The organism is uncultured Tateyamaria sp. (assembly GCF_947504105.1).
GTDB lineage: Bacteria > Pseudomonadota > Alphaproteobacteria > Rhodobacterales > Rhodobacteraceae > Tateyamaria.
Genome location: NZ_CANNGP010000020.1, coordinates 48,624 through 69,063 on the forward strand (window position 1 = coordinate 48,624; position 20,440 = coordinate 69,063).

Annotated in this window: 18 protein-coding genes; 9 read left to right on the forward strand and 9 right to left on the reverse strand. The window is 61.0% G+C overall.

What is annotated here, in order from left to right; genetic code table 11:
• Nucleotides 1–44 precede the first annotated feature (44 nt).
• The 6 genes from dctP to Q1A75_RS13300 form a co-directional block, all read right to left on the reverse strand.
• A complete protein-coding gene (gene dctP, locus Q1A75_RS13275) occupies nt 45–1,103 on the reverse strand; it encodes a TRAP transporter substrate-binding protein DctP (protein WP_299205373.1) in 1,059 nt (352 codons plus the stop codon).
• 29 nt (nt 1,104–1,132) lie between these two features.
• On the reverse strand, nt 1,133–2,605 hold the full coding sequence (locus tag Q1A75_RS13280; RefSeq protein WP_299550250.1) for a TRAP transporter large permease: 1,473 nt from the start codon (nt 2,603–2,605) through the stop codon (nt 1,133–1,135).
• Between the two features lies 1 nt (nt 2,606).
• Nucleotides 2,607–3,191, reverse strand: coding sequence for a TRAP transporter small permease subunit (locus Q1A75_RS13285; protein WP_299550248.1), 585 nt, complete (start codon nt 3,189–3,191; stop codon nt 2,607–2,609).
• An 88-nt stretch (nt 3,192–3,279) separates the two neighbouring features.
• Entirely contained in the window at nt 3,280–3,792 is a 513-nt protein-coding gene (locus tag Q1A75_RS13290; RefSeq protein WP_366142204.1) for a flavin reductase family protein, read from the reverse strand.
• A complete protein-coding gene (locus tag Q1A75_RS13295) occupies nt 3,792–4,682 on the reverse strand; it encodes an aldo/keto reductase (RefSeq protein ID WP_299550246.1) in 891 nt (296 codons plus the stop codon). Before Q1A75_RS13295 ends, Q1A75_RS13290 begins: the two co-directional genes overlap by 1 nt.
• The gene (locus tag Q1A75_RS13300) at nt 4,682–5,836 is read right to left on the reverse strand and encodes an LLM class flavin-dependent oxidoreductase (RefSeq protein ID WP_299550243.1); all 1,155 of its coding nucleotides are present in this window, start codon (nt 5,834–5,836) and stop codon (nt 4,682–4,684) included. Before Q1A75_RS13300 ends, Q1A75_RS13295 begins: the two co-directional genes overlap by 1 nt.
• Before the next feature lie 100 nt (nt 5,837–5,936).
• On the opposite strand from Q1A75_RS13300, the gene Q1A75_RS13305 reads away from it, so the two are divergent.
• The 3 genes from Q1A75_RS13305 to Q1A75_RS13315 all read left to right on the forward strand — a co-directional run bounded on the left by Q1A75_RS13305 (nt 5,937) and on the right by Q1A75_RS13315 (nt 8,704).
• Nucleotides 5,937–6,647, forward strand: coding sequence for a GntR family transcriptional regulator (locus tag Q1A75_RS13305; protein ID WP_299550241.1), 711 nt, complete (start codon nt 5,937–5,939; stop codon nt 6,645–6,647).
• An 11-nt stretch (nt 6,648–6,658) separates the two neighbouring features.
• The gene (locus Q1A75_RS13310) at nt 6,659–7,759 is read left to right on the forward strand and encodes a Gfo/Idh/MocA family oxidoreductase (protein WP_299592251.1); all 1,101 of its coding nucleotides are present in this window, start codon (nt 6,659–6,661) and stop codon (nt 7,757–7,759) included.
• Nucleotides 7,760–7,846: 87 nt separating this feature from the next.
• On the forward strand, nt 7,847–8,704 hold the full coding sequence (locus tag Q1A75_RS13315) for an SDR family oxidoreductase (RefSeq protein ID WP_299550237.1): 858 nt from the start codon (nt 7,847–7,849) through the stop codon (nt 8,702–8,704).
• On the opposite strand, the gene Q1A75_RS13320 is transcribed toward Q1A75_RS13315, so the two are convergent.
• Together Q1A75_RS13320 and Q1A75_RS13325 are read right to left on the reverse strand one after the other, a co-directional pair.
• On the reverse strand, nt 8,697–10,022 hold the full coding sequence (locus Q1A75_RS13320; RefSeq protein WP_299550235.1) for a GH1 family beta-glucosidase: 1,326 nt from the start codon (nt 10,020–10,022) through the stop codon (nt 8,697–8,699). The genes Q1A75_RS13315 and Q1A75_RS13320 overlap by 8 nt on opposite strands.
• A gap of 2 nt (nt 10,023–10,024) precedes the next feature.
• Nucleotides 10,025–11,062: a substrate-binding domain-containing protein gene (locus tag Q1A75_RS13325; protein ID WP_299550233.1), complete on the reverse strand. Its 1,038-nt coding sequence runs from the start codon at nt 11,060–11,062 to the stop codon at nt 10,025–10,027.
• A gap of 247 nt (nt 11,063–11,309) precedes the next feature.
• Here Q1A75_RS13325 and Q1A75_RS13330 point away from each other — a divergent pair, with 247 nt between their 5' ends.
• The 5 genes from Q1A75_RS13330 (at nt 11,310) to ugpC (ending at nt 17,984) form a co-directional block, all read left to right on the forward strand.
• Nucleotides 11,310–12,668 (forward strand): ABC transporter substrate-binding protein, encoded by a 1,359-nt coding sequence (locus tag Q1A75_RS13330; RefSeq protein WP_299550231.1) that lies wholly within the window; start codon nt 11,310–11,312, stop codon nt 12,666–12,668.
• Nucleotides 12,669–12,786: 118 nt separating this feature from the next.
• Nucleotides 12,787–14,022 (forward strand): sugar ABC transporter permease, encoded by a 1,236-nt coding sequence (locus tag Q1A75_RS13335; RefSeq protein ID WP_299550229.1) that lies wholly within the window; start codon nt 12,787–12,789, stop codon nt 14,020–14,022.
• Nucleotides 14,022–15,176 (forward strand): carbohydrate ABC transporter permease, encoded by a 1,155-nt coding sequence (locus Q1A75_RS13340; protein WP_299550227.1) that lies wholly within the window; start codon nt 14,022–14,024, stop codon nt 15,174–15,176. The genes Q1A75_RS13335 and Q1A75_RS13340 overlap by 1 nt, the downstream gene beginning before the upstream one ends.
• A gap of 10 nt (nt 15,177–15,186) precedes the next feature.
• Nucleotides 15,187–16,908, forward strand: a complete 1,722-nt coding sequence (locus Q1A75_RS13345) for an alpha-amylase family glycosyl hydrolase (RefSeq protein WP_299550225.1) — start codon at nt 15,187–15,189, stop codon at nt 16,906–16,908.
• Nucleotides 16,896–17,984, forward strand: a complete 1,089-nt coding sequence (ugpC, locus tag Q1A75_RS13350; RefSeq protein WP_299550224.1) for a sn-glycerol-3-phosphate ABC transporter ATP-binding protein UgpC — start codon at nt 16,896–16,898, stop codon at nt 17,982–17,984. The genes Q1A75_RS13345 and ugpC overlap by 13 nt, the downstream gene beginning before the upstream one ends.
• A gap of 21 nt (nt 17,985–18,005) precedes the next feature.
• On the opposite strand, the gene Q1A75_RS13355 is transcribed toward ugpC, so the two are convergent.
• Nucleotides 18,006–19,208: an ROK family transcriptional regulator gene (locus Q1A75_RS13355; protein ID WP_299550222.1), complete on the reverse strand. Its 1,203-nt coding sequence runs from the start codon at nt 19,206–19,208 to the stop codon at nt 18,006–18,008.
• A gap of 148 nt (nt 19,209–19,356) precedes the next feature.
• On the opposite strand from Q1A75_RS13355, the gene Q1A75_RS13360 reads away from it, so the two are divergent.
• Nucleotides 19,357–20,376 (forward strand): sugar ABC transporter substrate-binding protein, encoded by a 1,020-nt coding sequence (locus Q1A75_RS13360; protein WP_299205425.1) that lies wholly within the window; start codon nt 19,357–19,359, stop codon nt 20,374–20,376.
• The last annotated feature ends 64 nt before the right edge of the window (nt 20,377–20,440 follow it).

Here is a 20,440-nt window from a genome sequence, read left to right on the forward strand (position 1 = left end):
CCCGATATGGGACGGCCTTGGGGTAACGCGGATATTGGTCCGCTTTAGTTCAGGTCGGCGGCGCGCGACGCGTTCACGTCTTCTTCGGCGGCCGCAACGGCTGCGGTCAGAGCGTCAAAGATTTCAGGGCCACGGGCCACGTTGTCTTTGAACCAGTCGTAGACCGGTGTGGACGCTTCGGCGAACGCTGCCTTTTGCGCGGGTGTTGGCACGTAGAGGTCACCGCCGCCGGCGACAAACTCTTCGTAAGCCTGGATCGATTTACGCTTGGGCGAGGCGAATGTCGCCTGTTGCAGGGCGTAGAAGCCATCAACCACGACGCGGCGCATGTCTTCGGGCATTGCGAGGAAGTTTTCGTTCGACATCCACCACAGGGCACCCATGTAGGCGTGGCCGTCGAGGGTGACGTATTGCAGGCCCGCATCGGGGAATTTCATACCCATGATGTCGGTGATGCCGTTCTTGGACCCTTCAACAACGCCGGTCTGGAACGAGGTGAAAAGCTCGGGCCACGGGATCGGGGTTGGGGACGCGCCAAGGGCTTTGACCAGTTCCTGCGGCAGGTCGGCGACCACGGTACGGATTTTCAGACCTTCCATATCGCCCGGTTCGGCCACACGGCGTTGCGTGTTGGCAAAGTTGCGCCAGCCGCCGGTGTTCCCGATCGTCATCAGGCGGATCGCGCCTCCGGAATCCTCAAGCGCCATGTCACGCATGGTGCGGGTGAAGTCACCCGACAGCACGTGTTCCGCGATGCGGTCGTCAGCCATCAGGTATGGCAGGTCGAGCACCTGCACGTAAGGAAAGATGCCCGAAGCACCGCCGGAGGTGGAGATGTAGACATCGATCGAGCCGTCGGCCACGCCTTGCAGGCATTCTGCGCCGTTCGAGCAGAGCTGCGTGCCGATGAAGAGTTCCACGGCGATGGCGCCGTTGGAGGCTGCCTCGACATAGTTCTTGAAGACGACGAGGCCGTCATAGTCTTCGTCATTGGTGTTCGAGTTGGCGGTGGCGCGGATCGTGTAATCCTGCGCTGTCGCCATCATGGCCGAGCCTGCGACAAGCGCGGCAGCCGTGAGGGTTTTGAGGGTCGTTTTGAGCATTATGTTAGGTCCTCCCGTTAAGCTCTGGATTAGTTTGCAAACCCCGTCAGGCGGGGAATGGTCATGGATATTGCGGGCACGTAGGTGATCAGGAAGATCACCGCGATCTCGATGGCGAGGAAGGGCAGGATCGCCTTGGCGATGGTTTCCACCTTTTCCCGACTGACCGCCGCCGCGACGAACAGCACCAGCCCCATGGGGGGCGTTGCCAGCCCCACTGTCAGGTTCACCGACATGATGATCGCGAAGTGGATTGGGTCGACGCCGAGATCGACGAAGATGGGGCCAAGGATGGGCCCGAGGATGATGATTGCGGGCCCTGCATCAAGGAACATGCCGACGATGAACAGCAGGAGGTTGATCAGGAACAGCAGGACCAGCGGGTTTTCCGACAGGGTCAGGATGAAATCCGCGAGGATCTGCGGTGCGTAGCTGAGCGAGACCACCGTTTTGAACGCAAGTGCTGCCCCCACCAGCAACAAGACCACGGCGCTGGTCAGCCCCGCGCGGCTGAGGATGTCGGGCAGGTCCGACAGGCGCATGGTGCGCAGGACGAAGAAGGCGACGAAGACGGCGTAGGCCACGGCGACCGCTGCCGCCTCGGTCGGGGTGAAGACGCCGCCGAGGATGCCGCCGAGGATCAGGACCGGCGTTTGCAGGGGCACGATGGCGCGTTTGCAGATGGTACGGAATTCGCTGCTGACCTGGGTGCGGAGCGCAAGCATCAGCGCGTGGGCCACAACGACCGCACCTGCGAAAGTGCCCCAGAGGATCAGCGGGGATGTCTCGCCCAAGGGCAGGAAGGCCCAGAGCAGCAGGCCGATGTTCAGACGGACCAGCGCCCAGGACACCCAGCGTTCTGTCGGGCTGAGCGCGACGCCGTCAAATTTGACTTTGTGCGCCGCGGGCAGGTCGTAGCGGTCAGCGGTCAGGCGGATCATCACCATGAGGCCGACGCCCACGAGGATACCCGGCACGATGCCTGCGAGGAACAGGGCCGCAACGCTTTCGCCCATAACATAGGCGTAGATGATCATGATGCCCGAGGGCGGGATGATCGGACCGATGACGGATGAGGCGGCGGTGATCGCTGCGGCGTAGCGGCGGGTGTAGCCCTCTTTCTCCATCGCCGGGACCAGCATGGAACCAAGCGCGGAGGTGTCGGCCACGGCAGAGCCGGAGAGGCCTGCGAAGAGGATGGATGACAGCACGTTCACTTGGGCAAGGCCACCGCGCAGGTGGCCCATGAGCGCTTGGGAAAACTGGACAAGGCGGATCGTGATCCCGCCCTTGTTCATCAGCTCGCCCGCCAGCATGAAGAACGGGATCGCCATCAGCGGAAAGCTGTTCATGCCGTTATAGACATTGCGGTAGAGCAGCGTGATGTCACGCTCTTGCCCATTCAGATACAGCAAAATGCCAGGGGCAGCGAGCAGGCCGAAGAAGACCGGCAGGCCGATCATCAGGAACAGCAGGAAAAGCGGAAGGAACCAGATCAGCATATCATTCGCTCCCTGCGGCCATGTCGCCCAGATCGAGGTCAGGCAATTGATCGCCGCCGCCCATCAGCTCGACCAGTTTGCGCAGGATCAATTCGACATTGACCATGAGCAGAAGAACCACACCGATGAGCAAAGACAACATCATCCAACTGCGTGGCACGCGGAACCAGCCATCGAATGTGGGCAGGTAGAGCGATGCGGTGGTGAACTTGCCGCCAAAGCCCGTCACCTCGGAATAGCCGATGGGCAAGGCGACCAGCAGGATCGCGATGGAGATCAGGAGCAGGACCAGACCAAGGAGTGCTGCGACGGGTCGTGGCAGCACGCCCGAGATCATGTCGAGCGCCACGAAGCCCCCGCGCCGGAAGGCCGTGGGTGCTATCAGACCGGTCATCCAGAGCATGCAGAAGCGTGCCGCCTCGTCCGGCCAGGGCAATGCATTGTTGAAGAGGTAGCGGGCCACGACCTGAATCAGGATCGCAATCACCATGGCCGCAATGGCCACGATGCCTATGGCTCGCCCGATCTTGAGCAGCAGGCCATTCAACCAGCTGATCGGCGCGAGCACCGTCAGTAATAGACCCATGAAGGGCCCTCCCTTTGTCGGTCGCCCGGCGGTTAATCCACCGTGGCCCATTTTCCGCTTTCACCCCGCGGGCGGGTTGTTTTTCACGTCAGGACGTGACGGAGCCGAAGTTGCCCCCGAAGAATGTGAGCGGCTGTCCGTCGCGCATCTCGGTGCGCTGGACCTGGCCCACGATAATCACGTGGTCGCCGGCGTCATGTGCTGCCACCCTGCGACATTCGAACCGCGCAAGGCAATGATCAATCAAGGGAACACCATCGGCGTTCAGGTGATGCATATGGTCGTTCAACATGTGGGCGTCGCGCGCTGCCAGCTTGCAGACGTCGTGCTGTTCCGCGGCCAGAACGTGGATTGCGTAGTGGTCGGCCGCTTCGAAATAGGGAAAGCGCCTTGCGCCCCTGTCAACGGACCAAAGCACCAGTGCCGGATCGAGCGATACGGACGAAAAGCTGTTGGCGATGATGGCAACCGGGCCATCCGCGCTGGGGGCCGTGATCATCGTGACGCCGGTGGCAAATTTGCCGAACGCGTCGCGCAGTTGGCGGCTGGAATTGGCATCAGGTGAAAACACGGTAGGTTGGCTCAGCGTTTGCATTGTCATCAGGCCACCTCGTGTCCCAGGGCCGCCTCATAAAGGCGGAACCATGTGGGCCGGTCGAGCGACACCTTTGCAGCATCGCCGATCTTTTTGATCCGGTCGATGTTATTTGTACCCATCACTGGAATGATATGTACGGGGTGTGCCAGCAAAAACGCGGTCGCGACGGCAGCGCGATCTACGCCTTGTGCGCCAGCAATCTCATCCATGACGGCATGCAGTTTGTCATTGCCCGTCATCAGGCCGCCGCCACCAAGTGGTGACCACGCCATCACAGGCTGGCCGTGTCGCTGGTGGAATGACAGGTCCCCATTGGTGAACGGGTTGATTTCACTGAGGGAAATTTCGATCTGGTTGGTGACCAGTTGCGATTTCATGCCCGATTGCAGCAGCTTCCAATCCCAAGGGCGGAAGTTTGACACGCCAACAGCGCCGACCTTGCCGCTCGCGACCGCTTCGTCCAACGCGGCACCCGTTTCATGGTGATCCATGAACGGGTCAGGGCGGTGGATCAGCAGCAGGTCGATGTGGTCAATTGCCATATCGCGCAGCGAGTTTTCGATGCTTTGCATGATGTGGGCGCGGCTGGTGTCGTAGTATTTGACCGGCGCGTCAGCATAGCGGCCCATGGGCGCGACGATATCGCATTTCGTCACGATCTCCATCTTGGACCGCAGGCCGGTGTCGGCCTTGAGCGCTTCGCCTAGCACCGCTTCGGCCACGTAGCCGCCGTAGATGTCGGCCTGGTCAAAGGTGGTGATCCCCTGGTCGAGGCAGGCGTGGATCTTGGCCTGCACGTGGCCCACCGACGTGTCGCTGTCGTCGGCCAAGCGCCACATGCCATAGACGATGCGCGAGAAATTCAGGGTATCGGATAGTTGGACGCGGTCCATTAGCGGCGCTCTCCTGCGGCAAGGGGTGTTGCGGGTGCGGTCGATGGCACCCGGCCATAAGCATGGGGCAATGAGCAGGTTTTCAAGTGCGGCATGACACGCGCGCCAAAATGTTTTGCTTCTTCCAGGTGGGGGTAGCCCGAGAAGATGAAGGCGCGGATGCCCATCTTTTGGTATTCTTCGATTTTCGACATCACCTGATCGGTCGAGCCGACAAGCGCCGCGCCACAACCTGAGCGCGCCCGGCCTACACCGGTCCAGAGGTTGGGTTCGACATAGCCGAACTTGTCCGCCAGTTCGCGCGCCTTTGCCTGGTGCGCCACGCCAAGCGACGTGCTGTCCAAAGCGCGGTCACGGATCAACTGGCCGTATTCATCATCCAGTTTTGACACGATGTAGTCCGCGTATTCGCGGGCTTCCTGTTCCGTGTCCCGCACGATCATGTGCACCCGCAGGCCGTAATCGAGCGTGCGGTTGTATTTCTCGGCTACGGCGTTCACGTCGCGCATGCGCTGCGCGAGGTTTTCCTTTGGTTCGGGCCACATCAGGTAGACGTCACAATGCTGGCCGCACAGGTCGAGTGCGGATGGGCTGTAACCGCCGAAGTACAGCAGCGGGCCGCCTGTCTGATAGGGGCGCACGGGGTCCGTGGTGAGGCCTTCGAAGTTGTACACCTCACCCTTGTACGTGATTTCGTCCTGCGTCCACGCCTGTTTCAGGATTTCGACCACCTCGCGTGAGCGTTGGTAGCGGTATTCGCTATCGGCCTTTTCGCCCGGAAAATCGGACGAAATGATGTTCACCGTGAGCCGCCCCTCAAGCATGTGGTCAAGTGTGGCGATGGTGCGGGCCAGCATGATTGGCTGCACCTCACCGCAACGGACGGCGGCAAGCAGGTTGATCTTGGACGTGATCGGCGCGCAGCCCGCCACGAAGGACAGCGTGTCCTGCCCCACCTGGTAGGAGGAGGGGCAGAGGATGTTGCGGAAGCCTTGCGCCTCGGCCTCTTTCACGATGTCGGAACAGTGCGCCCAGCTGGACCGCAAATCGCCGTCAGGCAAGCCAAGAAACTGATAGTCGTCCGAGCAAAGAGCCGAGAACCACGACACTTCGGCCGCATCAAGGTCTGGGGATGTGATGGGGACGATCGTCATCTACGGTCTTTCAATGGCTTCAACTTGGCACTTGCGTAACACTGTCATTGATGTAGATCAATGGTGTATCAATTTTACGCACTCCAGCCTGTAACCTCACGTGACCACGCAAAAACAATCCCCTCAGTCGCTGCCCATCTACGTGCAGATCGCCGAGCTTCTGACCCGGGATATCATTTCTGGCCGCTTGATCGATGGCGAGCGTTTGCCGCCCGAACGCGACATGGCCGCCGAGCTGGGTGTGAGCGTCGGCACGTTGCGCAAAGCCCTGCGAGACATGGGCGAAAAGGGGTTGGTGCAGAGCGTTCAAGGCTCCGGCAACTATATTCGGGCAGGGGGCGACACGGGCACCGTCTATGCCATGTTCCGGCTGGAACTGCTTGAAGGTGGTGGGCTGCCGCGGGCGCAGGTTCTGTCTGTTGATCTGATGGGCAAGCCCGCTGACCTGCCAGATTTCGGAAGTGCGGTCCGGGGCACGCGCATCCGGCGGCTGCGGTCCCTGAATGACACAATCATCGCTGTCGAAGAGATTTGGCTGGATGCGGATGCGGGAATCGTGTCGGAAGCCACGATGTCCGAATCCCTTTATGCCACCTACCGCAAAGAGCTGGGCCTGTGGATCCAGCGGGCCGAGGACCGGGTGTCGCTTGGCCCCGTGCCGGACTGGGCGCCAGACGCCTATGGCCCCCGTCCCGGCGACACCGTCGGATATGTGGAACGCCTCAGCTGGGCAGACGCAGCGGCACCTATTGAATTTTCCCGCACATGGTACGACCCCGCGCGGGCCGTCTATGTGCAACGACTGAAGTGAAGGAACGCAGGTTGGACCAGGTACGCTATGGCATCATCGGATGCGGGATGATGGGGCAGGAACATATGCGCAATATCGCGCTGCTGCCCAAGGCAAGTGTCGCCGCGTTCTATGAACCGGATGCGGGCATGGCTGCAAAGGCGTCGGCCATCGCGCCCGAGGCACAGGTGGTGGGTTCTGTTCAGGAGTTACTGGCCGTTGAAGACTTGGATTGCCTGCTGATCGTCAGCCCGAACTTCTGCCACGTGGCGCAGATGGAAGAGATCGCGGCAACGCGCCCCCTGCCCTTGCTGGTCGAAAAGCCCTTGTTCACGGACCCCGACGACGCCGCGAAGCTGGCGGCGTACCGCGACAGCTACCCTGCACCGATCTGGGTGGCGATGGAGTACCGCTATATGCCCGTCATCGCGGAATTCCTTGAAAAGGCTGCGGAGGCGACCGGGGGCATCAGGCAGTTGTCGGTGCGCGAACACCGCTTTCCGTTTCTGGAAAAGGTCGGCGACTGGAACCGTTTCAACCGCTACACGGGTGGAACCTTTGTCGAAAAGTGCTGCCATTTCTTTGACCTGATGCGTCTGGCGATGGGCGCGGAGCCGGTGCGTGTCATGGCCTCGGCCAGCCAAGCCGTAAATCATCTGGACGAGGATTACGGCGGCGAGGTGCCAGACATCATCGACAGCGGCTATGCGCTGGTCGAATTCGACAATGGCACGCGAGCGATGCTGGAATTGTGCATGTTCGCCGAAGGCTCCGCCTATCAGGAAGAGCTGTCTGCCGTTGGACCGATCGGTAAGATCGAGGCGTTTGTGCCCGGGCCGGGCCGGTTCTGGCCCGCGCATCTGGGCCCTGCCCCGATCGCCAAGCTGGTGACATCGCCGCGTCAACCGCAAGGGCCTGTGGCCCATGACATTCCCGTCGATCCGACACTGTTGGAGGCGGGCGATCACAACGGATCGACCTTTTATCAACATCAACGCTTTGCTGCGCTGGTGCGTGGTGAGGGTGCGCCAGAGGTCACGCTGCGCGATGGCTGGGCCGCCGTGGCGATGGGGATCGCAGCCCAGGAAAGCGCGCGCACCGGGCAGGCGGTTGATCCACGACGGTGGATGTAGGCGGGGCTTTGCCGCTAGGTGGATTTGACTATCCTTTGGGGCAGGCCCATTGCTGGTTGTATCGCAATCATCAAAAGGAGCTGACCCATGTCCAAAGTCATTTTGATCACCGGATGCTCCTCGGGTCTGGGCATTTCCCTGGCCGCGCAAGCAGCACAGGCGGGCCACACGGTCTATGCCACCATGCGCAATCTGGACAAGCGGACCGCGCTGGATGAGGCGGCCGAGGCGGCAGGCGTCACCCTGAATGTCGCGCAGCTGGACGTGCAGGACAGCGCATCGATTGCCGCCTGCGTTGAGGATGTGCTGGGTGCCCAAGGGCATGTTGATGTGCTGATCAACAATGCGGGCGCCGGGTTTGTACGGTCGACCGAGCAGGCCAGCGAAGATGACATCAACTGGGTCATGGACGTCAATTTCATGGGTGTCGTGCGCTGCACCAAGGCACTGATCGCCCATTTCCGCGAGCGTCGCGCCGGGCATGTGATCACCATATCCTCGGTCGGTGGGCTGGTCGGTCAGCCGTTCAACGAGATCTACTGCGCCGCCAAGTTCGCCGTCGAGGGGTATATGGAGGCGATGGCGTCCTACATCTCACCCAGTTTCGGGATCAACTTCACGGTGGTTGAGCCGGGCGGGATCGCGTCGGAATTTGCCGCCAACGTGATGAAGCAGGTCGAAGAGACCGGCGGGATGCTGGACGACGAATATCTGCCCATTCTGCAGAAATATGTGGGCGGGTCGCAGACGCGGCAGGCGGGCAGTGACATCTACCAGACTGCCGATGAAGTGGCGGCCGTCGTCATGGAGTGCGTGGCATCCGATGCCCCGCCCATCCGCACCCGGACGTCAAAATGGGGCGAGGCGTTCTGCGCGCTGAAGACCGACCTTGATCCGGACGGCAAGAAGCTGCAACAGCAGGTGGTGGATACGTTCCTCAGCTAGCGGTCAGCATGTCTTTGAACGCATGCCATGACGCTTTGGGCGTGCGTTCGAGGCTGTCGAAATCCACGTGGACCATGCCGAACCGCTTTTCATAACCCAGCGCCCATTCGTAATTGTCCATGAGCGACCACGCCATGTAGCCCTGCACCGGCACGCCCTTGGCGATGGCGTCGCGGACCGCTTGCAGGTGACTTTGGAAGTAGGCGATGCGAGCGTCGTCCTGCACCACGCCGTCGACGATCACATCGGCATTGGCCATGCCATTTTCGGTGACGAAAAGGGGCAGATCGCCAGTGTATTCGGCTGCCGTGCGCACGAGGAAATCGTGCAGGCCCTGCGGGTAGACCTCCCACCCCATTTGCGTCTTTTCGAGCGGCCCTTCGACACTGTGATGGTGCGGCCATGGGCCGTCATTGGGGGCGATGATCGAGCGGGTGTAATAGTTGACCCCGGCCCAGTCGAGCGGGGTTTTGATGGTGGCCATGTCGTCCTGCCAGCCGTCGGGAAAGTGGGGGCCAAGCGCTGAGATCAGGCGGTCGGGATATGTGCCCTTGAATGCGCCCGAGACGAAGAAGTGGTTGTAGTAATCGTCGTAGAGCGCTGCCGCTTCTGCCGCTTCGGGGCTGTCATCGGCGGGGGTGGCCCATTCCATGTTGAACACGGCCCCAAGGTTCTGGGTGCCCATGCCCCGCATCCGTTCGATGGACGTTCCGTGGGCCAAAAGCACGTGGTGCATGGCGCGGGCTGTCGCCCGGATGTCGCGCAGGCCCGGCGCGTGGTGGCCGAGGAAATGAGACAGGAAGGACACGCACCAGAATTCGTTGATCGTGGCCACGGAATAGGTGCGGTCGCCGATGCGGGCCATCACGGCTTCGGTGAAATCGCCGAACCAGCCTGCGATGTCACGGTTGCGCCAGCCGCCCAGATCGGCAAGCGCCGAGGGCAGTTCCCAGTGGTAGAGCGTGGCGCAGGGTTTGAGGTTCCGTTCCAGCATCGCATCGACAAGCTGGTCGTAAAAATCCAAGCCTTCAGGGTTCACATTGCGCCCGTCCGGCATGACCCGCGCCCAGCTTGTCGAAAAGCGGTAGGCGTCGAAACCACCATCGCGCAGCAGGTCGAGATCGGCCTCGTACCGATGGTAGTGATCGCAGGCGCGCGCGCCGTCTTCGGCCCGGACCACATTGCCGGGCGTGGCGGCGAAATCATCCCACATGGCGCGGCCCGCGCCACCATAGGCGTGCCCTTCGATCTGGTAAGCAGAGGTTGCGGCCCCGAAGAGGAAGCCCTCGGGGAAATCGGTACGTTTGTGCGTGAACATGATCAGTCCTTGGATGTGCCCGGTGCCGAGCCGGTGGAGGCGCCCAAGACAAACTCGGCCTCCCAGAGTGTGGTGATATGCGGGGCGTGCGGGGCACGAATTCGGTCAATGAGCATTTGGGCCAGCGTGGCCCCTGCCGCCCGCACGGAAGACTGCCAAGCGGTGAACACGGGTTGGTCGCCGCCATTACCAAAATAGCTCAGGCAATCGTCGAACGTGGCGATGGACACGTCCTGCCCCACCCGCAGGCCGCGTTCGTCCAGCGCGCGGCGGATGCCGGCGGCACAGATGATCGAGGCGGCAAGGAAGGCGGTGGGCGGCTGGTCGAGCTCCAGCATCGCGTTGGCTTGCGTATAGCCGTAGGCTTCGGTCATCTCGCCCGTGCTCATCAGCGCCGAGTCGATGGAGAGGCCTGCGAAGCGCAGAGAGGATTCGTAACCCGAGCGGCGGCGGATGGCGAAATCCATCGTTTCCTGCCCGTTGATAAGCGCGATGCGACTGTGGCCAAGGCTCGCGAGATAGGACGTCGCCTCGGAAAAGGCGCGGGTGTTGTTCACATCGAGCCACGAGTAAGGCGTCTTGATACCGGTGGAGCGGCCATGGACGACGTAGGGCAGCCCGATCTTGTCGAGCAGGGCCAACCGGGCATCATTGCGGCGCGGGGCGTGCACCACGATGCCATCAACTGCGCCGCGGGCCTTGAGACTGCGGTAGGTATCCGCCTCATCCTGCGTGCCCACCCGCGTGACCATCATATCGTATCCGTGGGCGGAGTAGGTTTCACCCGCCCCGGCCATGAAGTCGCCGAAGATCGGGTTCACCATTTCCGCCGAATCACTCACGGAAATCACGTGGCCGATGCACTTGGAATGACCGGTGGCGAGGCCCTGGGCCCGGGTATTGGGGCTGTAGGCGTGCGCCTGCGCCGCCTGAACCACGCGGGCGCGGGTTTTCTCGGACACCTCGGGATAACCGTTCAGTGCCCGGCTCACCGTTGTCTGGCTAAGACCCAATAAAGATGACAGTTCCTTAAGATTCACAGGCGGATTCGTTCCAAAGCGCTTTAGATATCGTGAAGCTAACGGCTGGTTGCGCTAACGTCAAAACATCTCATTCCTCCCGTCTGACGTGTTAAACTATTTTGCATCGACCGCAGGTCAGTGTTTGACAGGACGCGGATTTTCGGCAACGTTCACGGCATTCCAAAGCGCTTTGACAAGTGTGAAAGCGGGCATGAACTGGTCAATCAGCATGTTGGATTTGAACACGAATGGGAGGACGACCAGAATGACAACGAAACTTCTGGCCAGCGCCGCGGCGTTGGCTATCACGGCTGCATCGGCACAGGCCGACGGCCATCTGGCCTTTGCACCGGGCGAAGGCCCGTTCAGCTGGGACAGCTATGACGCATGGGCTGAAAATGCCCCTGACCTGAGCGGTCAGACCATCACCGTGTTCGGCCCCTGGCTGACGCCCGAGGATGGCTATCTGAACAACGCTCTGGCCTATTTCGAAGCCGCCACCGGCGCCGATGTGATCTACACCGGATCCGACAGCTTCGAGCAGCAGATCGTGATCGATGCCGAGGCCGGTTCGGCCCCGAACATCGCCGTGTTCCCGCAGCCGGGTCTGGCTGCTGTGATGGCGGGCAAAGGCCAGCTGCATCCCCTGCCTGAAGGCATGGGTGACTGGGTCAAGGAAAACTATGCCGCCGGTCAGTCCTGGGTTGATCTGGGCACCTATGCGGATGCCGATGGCAACGATCAGGTGTTTGGCTTCTTCTACAACGTGAACGTCAAATCGCTGGTCTGGTACAACCCCGAGAACTTCGAGGATGCTGGCTATGACGTGCCGGAAACCATGGAAGACCTGAAGGCGCTGACGGATCAGATCGTCGCCGACGGGGACACGCCGTGGTGCATCGGTCTGGGATCAGGTGCCGCGACAGGCTGGCCTGCGACCGACTGGGTCGAGGACATGATGCTGCGCACCGTGTCGCCAGACGTCTATGACCAGTGGACCAGCAACGAGATCCCGTTTGACGACGAGCGTGTCGTTGCCGCGATCGAGGAGTTCGGCTGGTTTGCACGTGATGATGCCAAGGTTGCCGGTGGGTCCGGTGCCGTTGCATCGACCGACTTCCGCGACTCGCCCAAGGGCCTCTTCACCTCGCCGCCGCAGTGCTACATGCACCGTCAGGCATCGTTCGTGCCCGCCTTCTTCCCGGAAGATGTGGAGTTTGGTGTCGACACCAACTTCTTCTACTTCCCCTCTTATGCAGAGAAGGATCTGGGCGACCCGGTTCTGGGTGGCGGTACGCTGATGGCAATCACCGATCCGTCGGATGGCGCAAATGCCCTCATGGAGTTCTTCCAGGAGCCGATCAGCCACGAGCTTATGATGGCGCAAACCGGCTTCCTCACCCCCCACAACGGTGTGAACCTGGACGCCTACAAGGACGACACGCTGCGTGCGCTGGGTGAAGTTCTGCTGGGTGCCACGACCTTCCGCTTTGACGGGTCGGACCTGATGCCTGGTGGCGTTGGTGCCGGAACGTTCTGGACCGGAATGGTTGACTACGCTGGTGGCAAAGATGCGGCCACCGTGGCAGGCGAAATCCAGTCCAGCTGGGACGCATTGAAGTAAGCGTCGACCTCACAAAAGACAGACCAGTCCGCCGCGTGCGGGCTGGTCCCACGAACCGGCCTGCGCCGGTCGCGAGAGACCCCTAAAAACCGGGCCTCGCCCCTAGGGAGGAAGCCAGATGAACCCTGCACTGTTGGGACTTGTGACCATTCTCGCCGGCGTCGGCGGATGTCTTTTGTATTTCTGGGGATCGAACCAGATCCTCGACAAGGTGATCTTTCCGGCGAAAGGGCCGCAAGCGGGTCAGAACATCAACCGGGCCAACATCGTGCGCCCCTGGCTGTTCCTGTTCCCGGCCATGTTCGCGCTGGGTCTTTACCTGGCCTACCCCGTTTTCGAAACGCTGCGCTTGTCCCTGACCGACCGGGATCAAGGCGGCGCCTTTGTCGGCCTTGCCAATTACAACCAGATGATGGCCGAGCCCAAGTTCTGGGAGGCCCTGCGCAACAACCTGCTGTGGTTGATCGTTGTGCCTGCCGCCTCGACGGCGTTTGGCCTGCTGGCCGCACAGCTTACTGACCGCATCAAATGGGGATCGGCCGCCAAATCGCTGATCTTCATGCCGATGGCGATTTCCTTTGTGGGCGCGGGCGTGATCTTCAAGCTGGTCTACGAGGCACGGCCTGCGGATCAGAACCAGATCGGTGTGCTGAATTCGGTCTGGCTGCAATTCGAGGGCGGCATCGGGTCGTTCCTTTTCCTGCAGGTGCTGCCTGCCATCATGCTTTTGGCCTTTGCCGCGATTGTCGCCTATGTCGGCCGGATTTTCGTGCGCCCCATTGCCGAAAGTAAACAGCGGGGCGGCGGGGCCGGATACGTGCCCTTGCGCCTGTTCGTGGGTGTTGCGGCGCTTTACCTCGTGTATCTGTCGCTGACCTCGCTCGTGGGTATTTTCACCTTCGACTACCCCTACGGCCAGCCGCAGACATGGCTGACCATTCCGTTCTGGAACAGCTTCCTCTTGATGGTCGTGCTGATCTGGATCCAGACCGGCTTTGCCATGGTGATCCTGTCTGCCGCCCTGCGTGGCATCCCCGAAGAAACGGTTGAAGCGGCCATCGTCGATGGGGCCAACCCGTTCCAGATTTTCTTCAAGATCAAGGTGCCGCAGATCATGGGCACCATCGTGGTGGTCTGGACAACCATCACCATCACCGTCCTCAAGGTGTTCGACATCGTGTTCGCGATGACCAACGGCCAGTGGGAGACGCAGGTGCTGGCCAATTACATGTTCGACAAACTGTTCCGCGCCAACGATTGGGGCGTGGGATCGGCATCCGCGATCATCATCATGATCATGGTGTCCCCGATCCTGGTCTGGAACGTCTACAACGCCCGTAAGGAGATGAAATAATGGACAATATAGCTGGTTCCAAATCGTCTCTGGGCTGGGTGGTCAACATCTCGGTCGTGCTGCTTGTCGCCTTGTGGGTGTTCCCGACCTTCGGCTTGCTGGTGTCCTCGTTCCGCACGGCGGATCAGATCGTCGGATCGGGCTGGTGGGCATCCCTGTTTCCGTCAGAACAGACAGAACGGTATCGCGCCGCAGACCCCGATGAAAATCGTGTACAGCGCGGAGACCTGTTCGTGGTTGAGGGCAACTTCTTTGGCGACAACGGCGCGCCGGGTGAAATTCAAAGCTGGGGCACATCGTCCCGCGCTGTTGATGCCTATCAGGCGGGTGACGTGGCGGATCTGGGCGATGGCGAGACATTCTCGGTCGACGCGGAAGGCAACTATGTCTGGTCGGGCAATGACGAGCAGATCAGTGGCCGGGGGCAGCGTGCCTTTGTCACGGCCGTCTCACCGCCCGAGTTCACGACCGAGAACTATGTGAACATCATGACCAGTGGTGACAGCAACGACAACATGGCCAAGGCGTTTTTCAACACGCTGACCGTGACCATTCCGGCCACCATCATTCCCATCGTTGTGGCCGCTTTTGCCGCCTATGCGCTGGCGTGGATGGATTTCCCCGGTCGGGCGATCCTGATTGCCTGTGTCGTGGGCCTGTTGGTGGTGCCGCTACAATTGGCGCTGATCCCGCTGCTGAAACTGCACGTCGGCATTGGCATCGGCAAAGGGTATCTGGGCGTCTGGCTGGCCCATACGGGCTTTGGCCTTCCGCTGGCGATATACCTCTTGCGAAATTACATGGTTGGCCTGCCCCGCGACATCATCGAAAACGCCAAGGTGGACGGCGCGACGGATTTTCAGATCTTTACCAAGATCATCCTCCCACTGTCGTTCCCCGCCTTGGCGTCCTTTGCGATCTTCCAGTTCCTGTGGACCTGGAACGACCTGCTGGTGGCCAAGGTGTTCCTGATTGACGCCACGGGGCAGACGACAGTGATGACCGACCAGATCGTGAATTTGCTGGGCACAAGGGGTGGCAACTGGGAAATCCTTGCGACGGCGGCTTTCGTGTCGATTGCGGTGCCGCTGTGCGTGTTCTTTGCAATGCAGAAGTACCTGGTGCGCGGTCTGCTGGCCGGGTCGGTTAAATAGGATTTAGTGGATGAACAAGAAAGCGGAATTCGACATGGCTCGGACTCTTGTGGCGGACAAGGACTGGTGGCGCGGGGCGGTGATCTATCAGATTTATCCGCGCAGTTTCCAGGACAGCAATGGCGATGGCATCGGTGATCTGAACGGGATCACCAGCCGCCTGCCCTATGTTGCGTCGCTTGGGGTTGATGCGATCTGGATTTCGCCCTTCTTCACCTCGCCGATGAAGGATTTCGGTTACGACGTCAGCGACTATCGCGGCGTTGACCCGATGTTCGGCACACTGGCCGATTTCGACGCGCTGGTCGAGACGGCGCATGCCTTGGGCCTGCGCGTGATGATTGATCTGGTCCTGTCGCACACCTCAGACCAACACCCGTGGTTTGCAGAGAGCCATACCGACCGCAGCAATGACAAATCCGATTGGTATGTCTGGTCCGATCCCAAGCCCGATGGCACGCCGCCCAACAACTGGCTGTCGATCTTTGGCGGTCCTGCCTGGACGTGGGAGCCGCGGCGCGAGCAGTATTACCTGCACAATTTCCTATCGACACAGCCCGACCTGAATTTCCACAACGTGCAAGTACAGGATGCGCTGCTGGATGTGACCCGCTTCTGGCTGGATCGTGGCGTGGACGGTTTCCGTCTGGACACGATCAACTTCTACTACGCCGACAAGGACTTGCGCGACAATCCGGCCCTGCCACCCGAACAGCGCAACGCAACCATTGCCCCGTCGGTGAACCCGTATAACCACCAGGAACACCTGTATTCCAAGAACCAGATCGAGAACCTGGAGTTCCTGGAGCGGTTCCGGTCACTGCTGGACGAATATCCCGGCGCCGCTGCCGTGGGCGAAGTGGGTGACGCGCAGCGCGGGCTTGAGATCATGGGCCAGTACACCGAGGGCGATGAGCGCGTACAGATGTGCTATGCCTTCGAATTCCTCGCCAAGGATCCATTGACCGCTGCCCGTGTTGTCGAGGTACTGAACAAGGTGGACGATGTGGCCACGGATGGCTGGGCCTGTTGGGCATTTTCCAACCACGACGTCATCCGCCATGCCAGCCGGTGGGACCTGTCCCCCGCCGCGATGCGCGCCTATGCAACGCTGATCCTGTGCCTGCGCGGCTCGGTCTGCCTGTACCAAGGCGAAGAGCTGGGTCTGCCGGAGGCCGACGTGGCCTTTGAAGACCTGCAGGACCCTTATGGCATCGAATTCTGGCCCGAGTTCAAGGGTCGCGACGGGTGCCGCACCCCGATGGTGTGGGAGCCATCGAACAGTCATGGCGGGTTCACCACCGGTGAGCCGTGGCTGCCGGTCAGCCGTGATCATCTGCACAACGCAGTATCAACGCAGGAACATGACCCCACCGCCCTGCTGCATCACTATCGCAAGGCCATCGCCCTGCGCCACGCCCACAAGGCGCTGTCGAAAGGTGCGCATGACGAGGTCAAGGCGACCGGTGACGTGGTGCATTTCACCCGGACACATGATGGTCAGGTGATCTTTTGCGCCGTGAACCTGAGCGACGAACCGGCCACGCTGGACCTGCCTGATGGGGCGTGGGTCACCATCGGGTCAGAACTGGGCAGCACCGCCCCCAGCCCCGATGGGCATGTCCATCTGGGCGCGTGGCAGGTGGCGCTGGCCTTGAAGACGCAAACGAGGAGAACGGGGCCCGGTCCTGACCGGGCGCCCGAAGGGAGGGACCAACCATGGCCGACTTGAAACTGACAGATGTCGAAAAGACATATGGCGGCACGGTCAACGTGCTCAACAACATCAACCTCGACATCGAAAAAGGCGAGCTGATTGTCTTTGTCGGCCCGTCCGGATGCGGCAAGTCCACGCTGCTGCGCATGATCGCAGGGCTGGAAAAGATCACCGGCGGCACGCTTGAGATTGACGGGACCGTCGTGAATGACGTGCCACCCGCCCAGCGCGGCATCGCCATGGTGTTCCAGTCCTACGCGCTTTATCCGCACATGACCGTGCGGGATAACATGACTTTTGCCCTGAAGCTGGCAAAGAAATCGCAGTCAGAGATTGACGAGGCGGTGAACCGCGCTGCGCGTATCCTGCAGCTTGAGCCCTATCTGGATCGGCTGCCCAAGGCCCTGTCCGGTGGTCAGCGTCAGCGGGTTGCCATTGGCCGCTCCATCGTGCGCGATCCCAAGGTGTACCTGTTCGACGAACCGCTTTCGAACCTCGACGCCGCCCTGCGCGTCGCCACACGGATCGAGATTGCGCAGTTGAAAGAGTCGATGCCCGACTCCACCATGATCTACGTGACGCATGATCAGGTCGAAGCCATGACCCTTGCCAGCCGCATCGTGGTTCTGGCCGACAAGGGCATCGCGCAGGCGGGTTCGCCCCTTGATCTCTATGAACGCCCCGAGAACGAGTTCGTGGCCCAGTTCATCGGCTCGCCCTCGATGAACCTGCTACCGGGCGAGATTGTCGAGACCGGCGCACAGACCAAGGTGAAGATGGGCAACGGGTCCGTCATCACTTCGGCCGTACCGACGCAGGATGGCGACAAGGGGATGCAGGTCAATGTAGGGGTCCGTCCCGAAGATATGGTCGAAACCGATGGTGACGCCGTGTTTGAAGGCAAGGTCGATTTCACCGAAGCTTTGGGCGAAGTCACGATCCTGTATTTCGAAGCACCCGAGGGCAAGCAGGCCGTGCTGGCCAAGATGCCCGGCATCCACAAGGATTTGCGCGGCAAATCCGTCAAGGTGACTGCCGCGCCCGAGAAGGTGCAACTCTTCTCGGACGGTCAATCGCTGTACTATCGCTGACGGTATGGGCGTCCCTGCGCCTTAACCCTGATCAAACAGAGCCGCGGACCGATCCAGCAGCAATTGCCCGATGATCGGTCCGGCAGCTGCCCCAATTCCTCGTGCATTGCCACCGATCTGCCCGGCGACCGTCACCGGCGGGATCAAACCACGCATGTCCTTTGTCGCAAGCGCGGCACGGGTCATCTCTACCAACCGTGCGCGTATGCTGTTGGGCATGGCGCCATCGATTACCACAGCCTCGACGTCGATCACCGCGCATGACGCCACACTGGCCAGTGCCAAGGCGTCGGCCGCCTGCTCCAACCACGGCTGAACAAAGGCTTCCAGATGGGACCAGTCCTGCGGTTGTTCCCACAGTTGCCGGGGGTCTTGCCTGGCCTCGATCAGACGCAGCTCGAGCGTTCGGATCGACGCTAGGTCAATCAAATGCGCGGGCCTGCCCCGCAAGTCCGCCACCGGCATCGTTCCGAAGGCACCTGCGTTCTTCTGATTGCCCTCGAACACGGCGTGATCCAGCACCACGCCCCCGCCGACAAAAGCCCCCAGGAAGAAGTAGATGTAGTCCCGATACTCGCGCCCTATGCCGAACACATGCTCGGCGCGGCAGGCAGCGGTGGCGTCATTGACCATGCGCACCGGCAGATCAGTGATGCGCCCCACCTCGGCGACGAAATCGGCGTCTTTCCAAGCGGCGAACTCGTCGGCCGGAGCATCCAGCAATTCGTGCCAGCTCCACAGCTCAAATGGGGCCGCAATGCCAACGCCACACAAGCGCGCGCAGGTGTTATCGTCCATGTCGTCCATCAACCGCGCAAACCCGTCACGCAGAAAGGCAAAGACAGCGTTGGGCAGCGGATAGTCATAGGTGTCGCGTAGCTGATGGCGCACCTGTCCAAGCGCATCCAGCACAAGCAGATCGGCGGTTCGTCGCCCGATCTTGAGCCCAATAGAAAACACGCCGTCCGCGTTCAGCAAGTACGGCACTGACGGCTTGCCCACCTTGCCTTTGACCGGATCGCCTTTCAGCAGCAGACCGTCCTGTTCCAGCTTGCGCAGGATCACGGATGCGGTCTGTGGCGACAGACCGGTCCGTCGCGCAAGATCCCTGCCCGGCAGTCCGTTGTTGCGCTGCAGGATCGATAGGATCAGCCGTTCATTGTAAGCGCGCACGCCGGTCTGGTTGATACCTCCGGACAGGGTGCGCACGTGGTCTAGTGTCATCTGACCGTATCCTCCCTTCATCAATCTTTGCGCGCGTCAATTAATAAATCAAGTTGAATTATTAATTGACAGGATCACAGAATCGCGTTTCCCTTGGGTCAGTTTGGGTCGGGCATTTTCCCGATCCGACAACGACTGGGAGGACACCATGAAGAAACTCTTGCTGGGCACAGCCTGTGCCTTGACCACGATGGCGGGCGCTGCATTGGCAGATGGGCACGCGATTTCGGCCTGTCTGATCACAAAAACCGACACCAATCCGTTCTTCGTCAAGATGCGCGAAGGCGCCACCGCAAAGGCGGAAGAGCTTGGCATCAACCTCAGCTCGTTCGCGGGTAAGGTGGATGGCGACCACGAGACGCAAGTGCAGGCCATCGAAACTTGCATCGCCAACGGTGCCAAGGGCATCCTGCTGACTGCCTCGGACACCGCCAGCATTGTGCCTGTCGTCCAACAGGCACGTGACGCGGGCCTGTTGGTCATTGCGCTCGACACCCCGCTTGAGCCCATTGATGCCGCCGACATGACATTCGCCACCGACAATTTTCTGGCTGGTGAGCTGATTGGCGCATGGGCCGCCGCGAGCCTTGGGGATGCAGCAGCAGACGCCAAGATCGGCATGCTCGACCTCGCGATCAGCCAGCCGACCGTTGGCGTGCTGCGCGATCAGGGCTTCCTGACCGGGTTCGGCATCGACGTCGGTGATCCCAACAAGTGGGGCGACGAAACCGACGCCCGCATCGTCGGCAATGACGTCACCGCTGGGAACGAGGAAGGTGGCCGCCGCGCGATGGAGAACCTTTTGGCCAAGGACCCGTTCATCAACGTGGTCTACACCATCAACGAACCCGCCGCTGCCGGTGCCTATGAGGCGCTGAAAGCCATTGGCCGTGAAAACGATGTGCTGATCGTGTCCGTCGACGGTGGCTGCCCCGGCGTACAGAACGTGGCCGATGGCGTGATTGGCGCGACATCGCAGCAATACCCGCTTCTGATGGCATCCTTGGGGATTGAGGCGATTGCTGCCTGGGCCGCTGACGGGACCAAGCCCGAAGCTACCGATGGCAAGGCGTTCTTTGACACGGGCGTGGCGTTGGTGACAGACAAGCCTGCCGACGGGGTCGAGAGCATCTCGGTCTCCGAAGGCAAGGACCTGTGCTGGGGCTGATCAGCGAAAGCAGATCAAATTGCGGAGCGCCGGTGCCTCACCGGCCTCCCAATACCAACAAGAA

Excerpts from the sequence above, each read along its gene's own strand:
- dctP (WP_299205373.1), bottom strand. The coding sequence starts at position 1,103 with ATGCTCAAAACGACCCTCAAAACCCTCACGGCTGCCGCGCTTGTCGCA.
- Q1A75_RS13280 (WP_299550250.1), bottom strand. The coding sequence starts at position 2,605 with ATGCTGATCTGGTTCCTTCCGCTTTTCCTGCTGTTCCTGATGATCGGC.
- Q1A75_RS13285 (WP_299550248.1), bottom strand. The coding sequence starts at position 3,191 with ATGGGTCTATTACTGACGGTGCTCGCGCCGATCAGCTGGTTGAATGGC.
- Q1A75_RS13290 (WP_366142204.1), bottom strand. The coding sequence starts at position 3,792 with ATGACAATGCAAACGCTGAGCCAACCTACCGTGTTTTCACCTGATGCC.
- Q1A75_RS13295 (WP_299550246.1), bottom strand. The coding sequence starts at position 4,682 with ATGGACCGCGTCCAACTATCCGATACCCTGAATTTCTCGCGCATCGTC.
- Q1A75_RS13300 (WP_299550243.1), bottom strand. The coding sequence starts at position 5,836 with ATGACGATCGTCCCCATCACATCCCCAGACCTTGATGCGGCCGAAGTG.
- Q1A75_RS13315 (WP_299550237.1), top strand. The coding sequence starts at position 7,847 with ATGTCCAAAGTCATTTTGATCACCGGATGCTCCTCGGGTCTGGGCATT.
- Q1A75_RS13320 (WP_299550235.1), bottom strand. The coding sequence starts at position 10,022 with ATGTTCACGCACAAACGTACCGATTTCCCCGAGGGCTTCCTCTTCGGG.
- Q1A75_RS13330 (WP_299550231.1), top strand. The coding sequence starts at position 11,310 with ATGACAACGAAACTTCTGGCCAGCGCCGCGGCGTTGGCTATCACGGCT.
- Q1A75_RS13335 (WP_299550229.1), top strand. The coding sequence starts at position 12,787 with ATGAACCCTGCACTGTTGGGACTTGTGACCATTCTCGCCGGCGTCGGC.
- Q1A75_RS13340 (WP_299550227.1), top strand. The coding sequence starts at position 14,022 with ATGGACAATATAGCTGGTTCCAAATCGTCTCTGGGCTGGGTGGTCAAC.
- Q1A75_RS13345 (WP_299550225.1), top strand. The coding sequence starts at position 15,187 with ATGAACAAGAAAGCGGAATTCGACATGGCTCGGACTCTTGTGGCGGAC.
- ugpC (WP_299550224.1), top strand. The coding sequence starts at position 16,896 with ATGGCCGACTTGAAACTGACAGATGTCGAAAAGACATATGGCGGCACG.
- Q1A75_RS13355 (WP_299550222.1), bottom strand. The coding sequence starts at position 19,208 with ATGACACTAGACCACGTGCGCACCCTGTCCGGAGGTATCAACCAGACC.
- Q1A75_RS13360 (WP_299205425.1), top strand. The coding sequence starts at position 19,357 with ATGAAGAAACTCTTGCTGGGCACAGCCTGTGCCTTGACCACGATGGCG.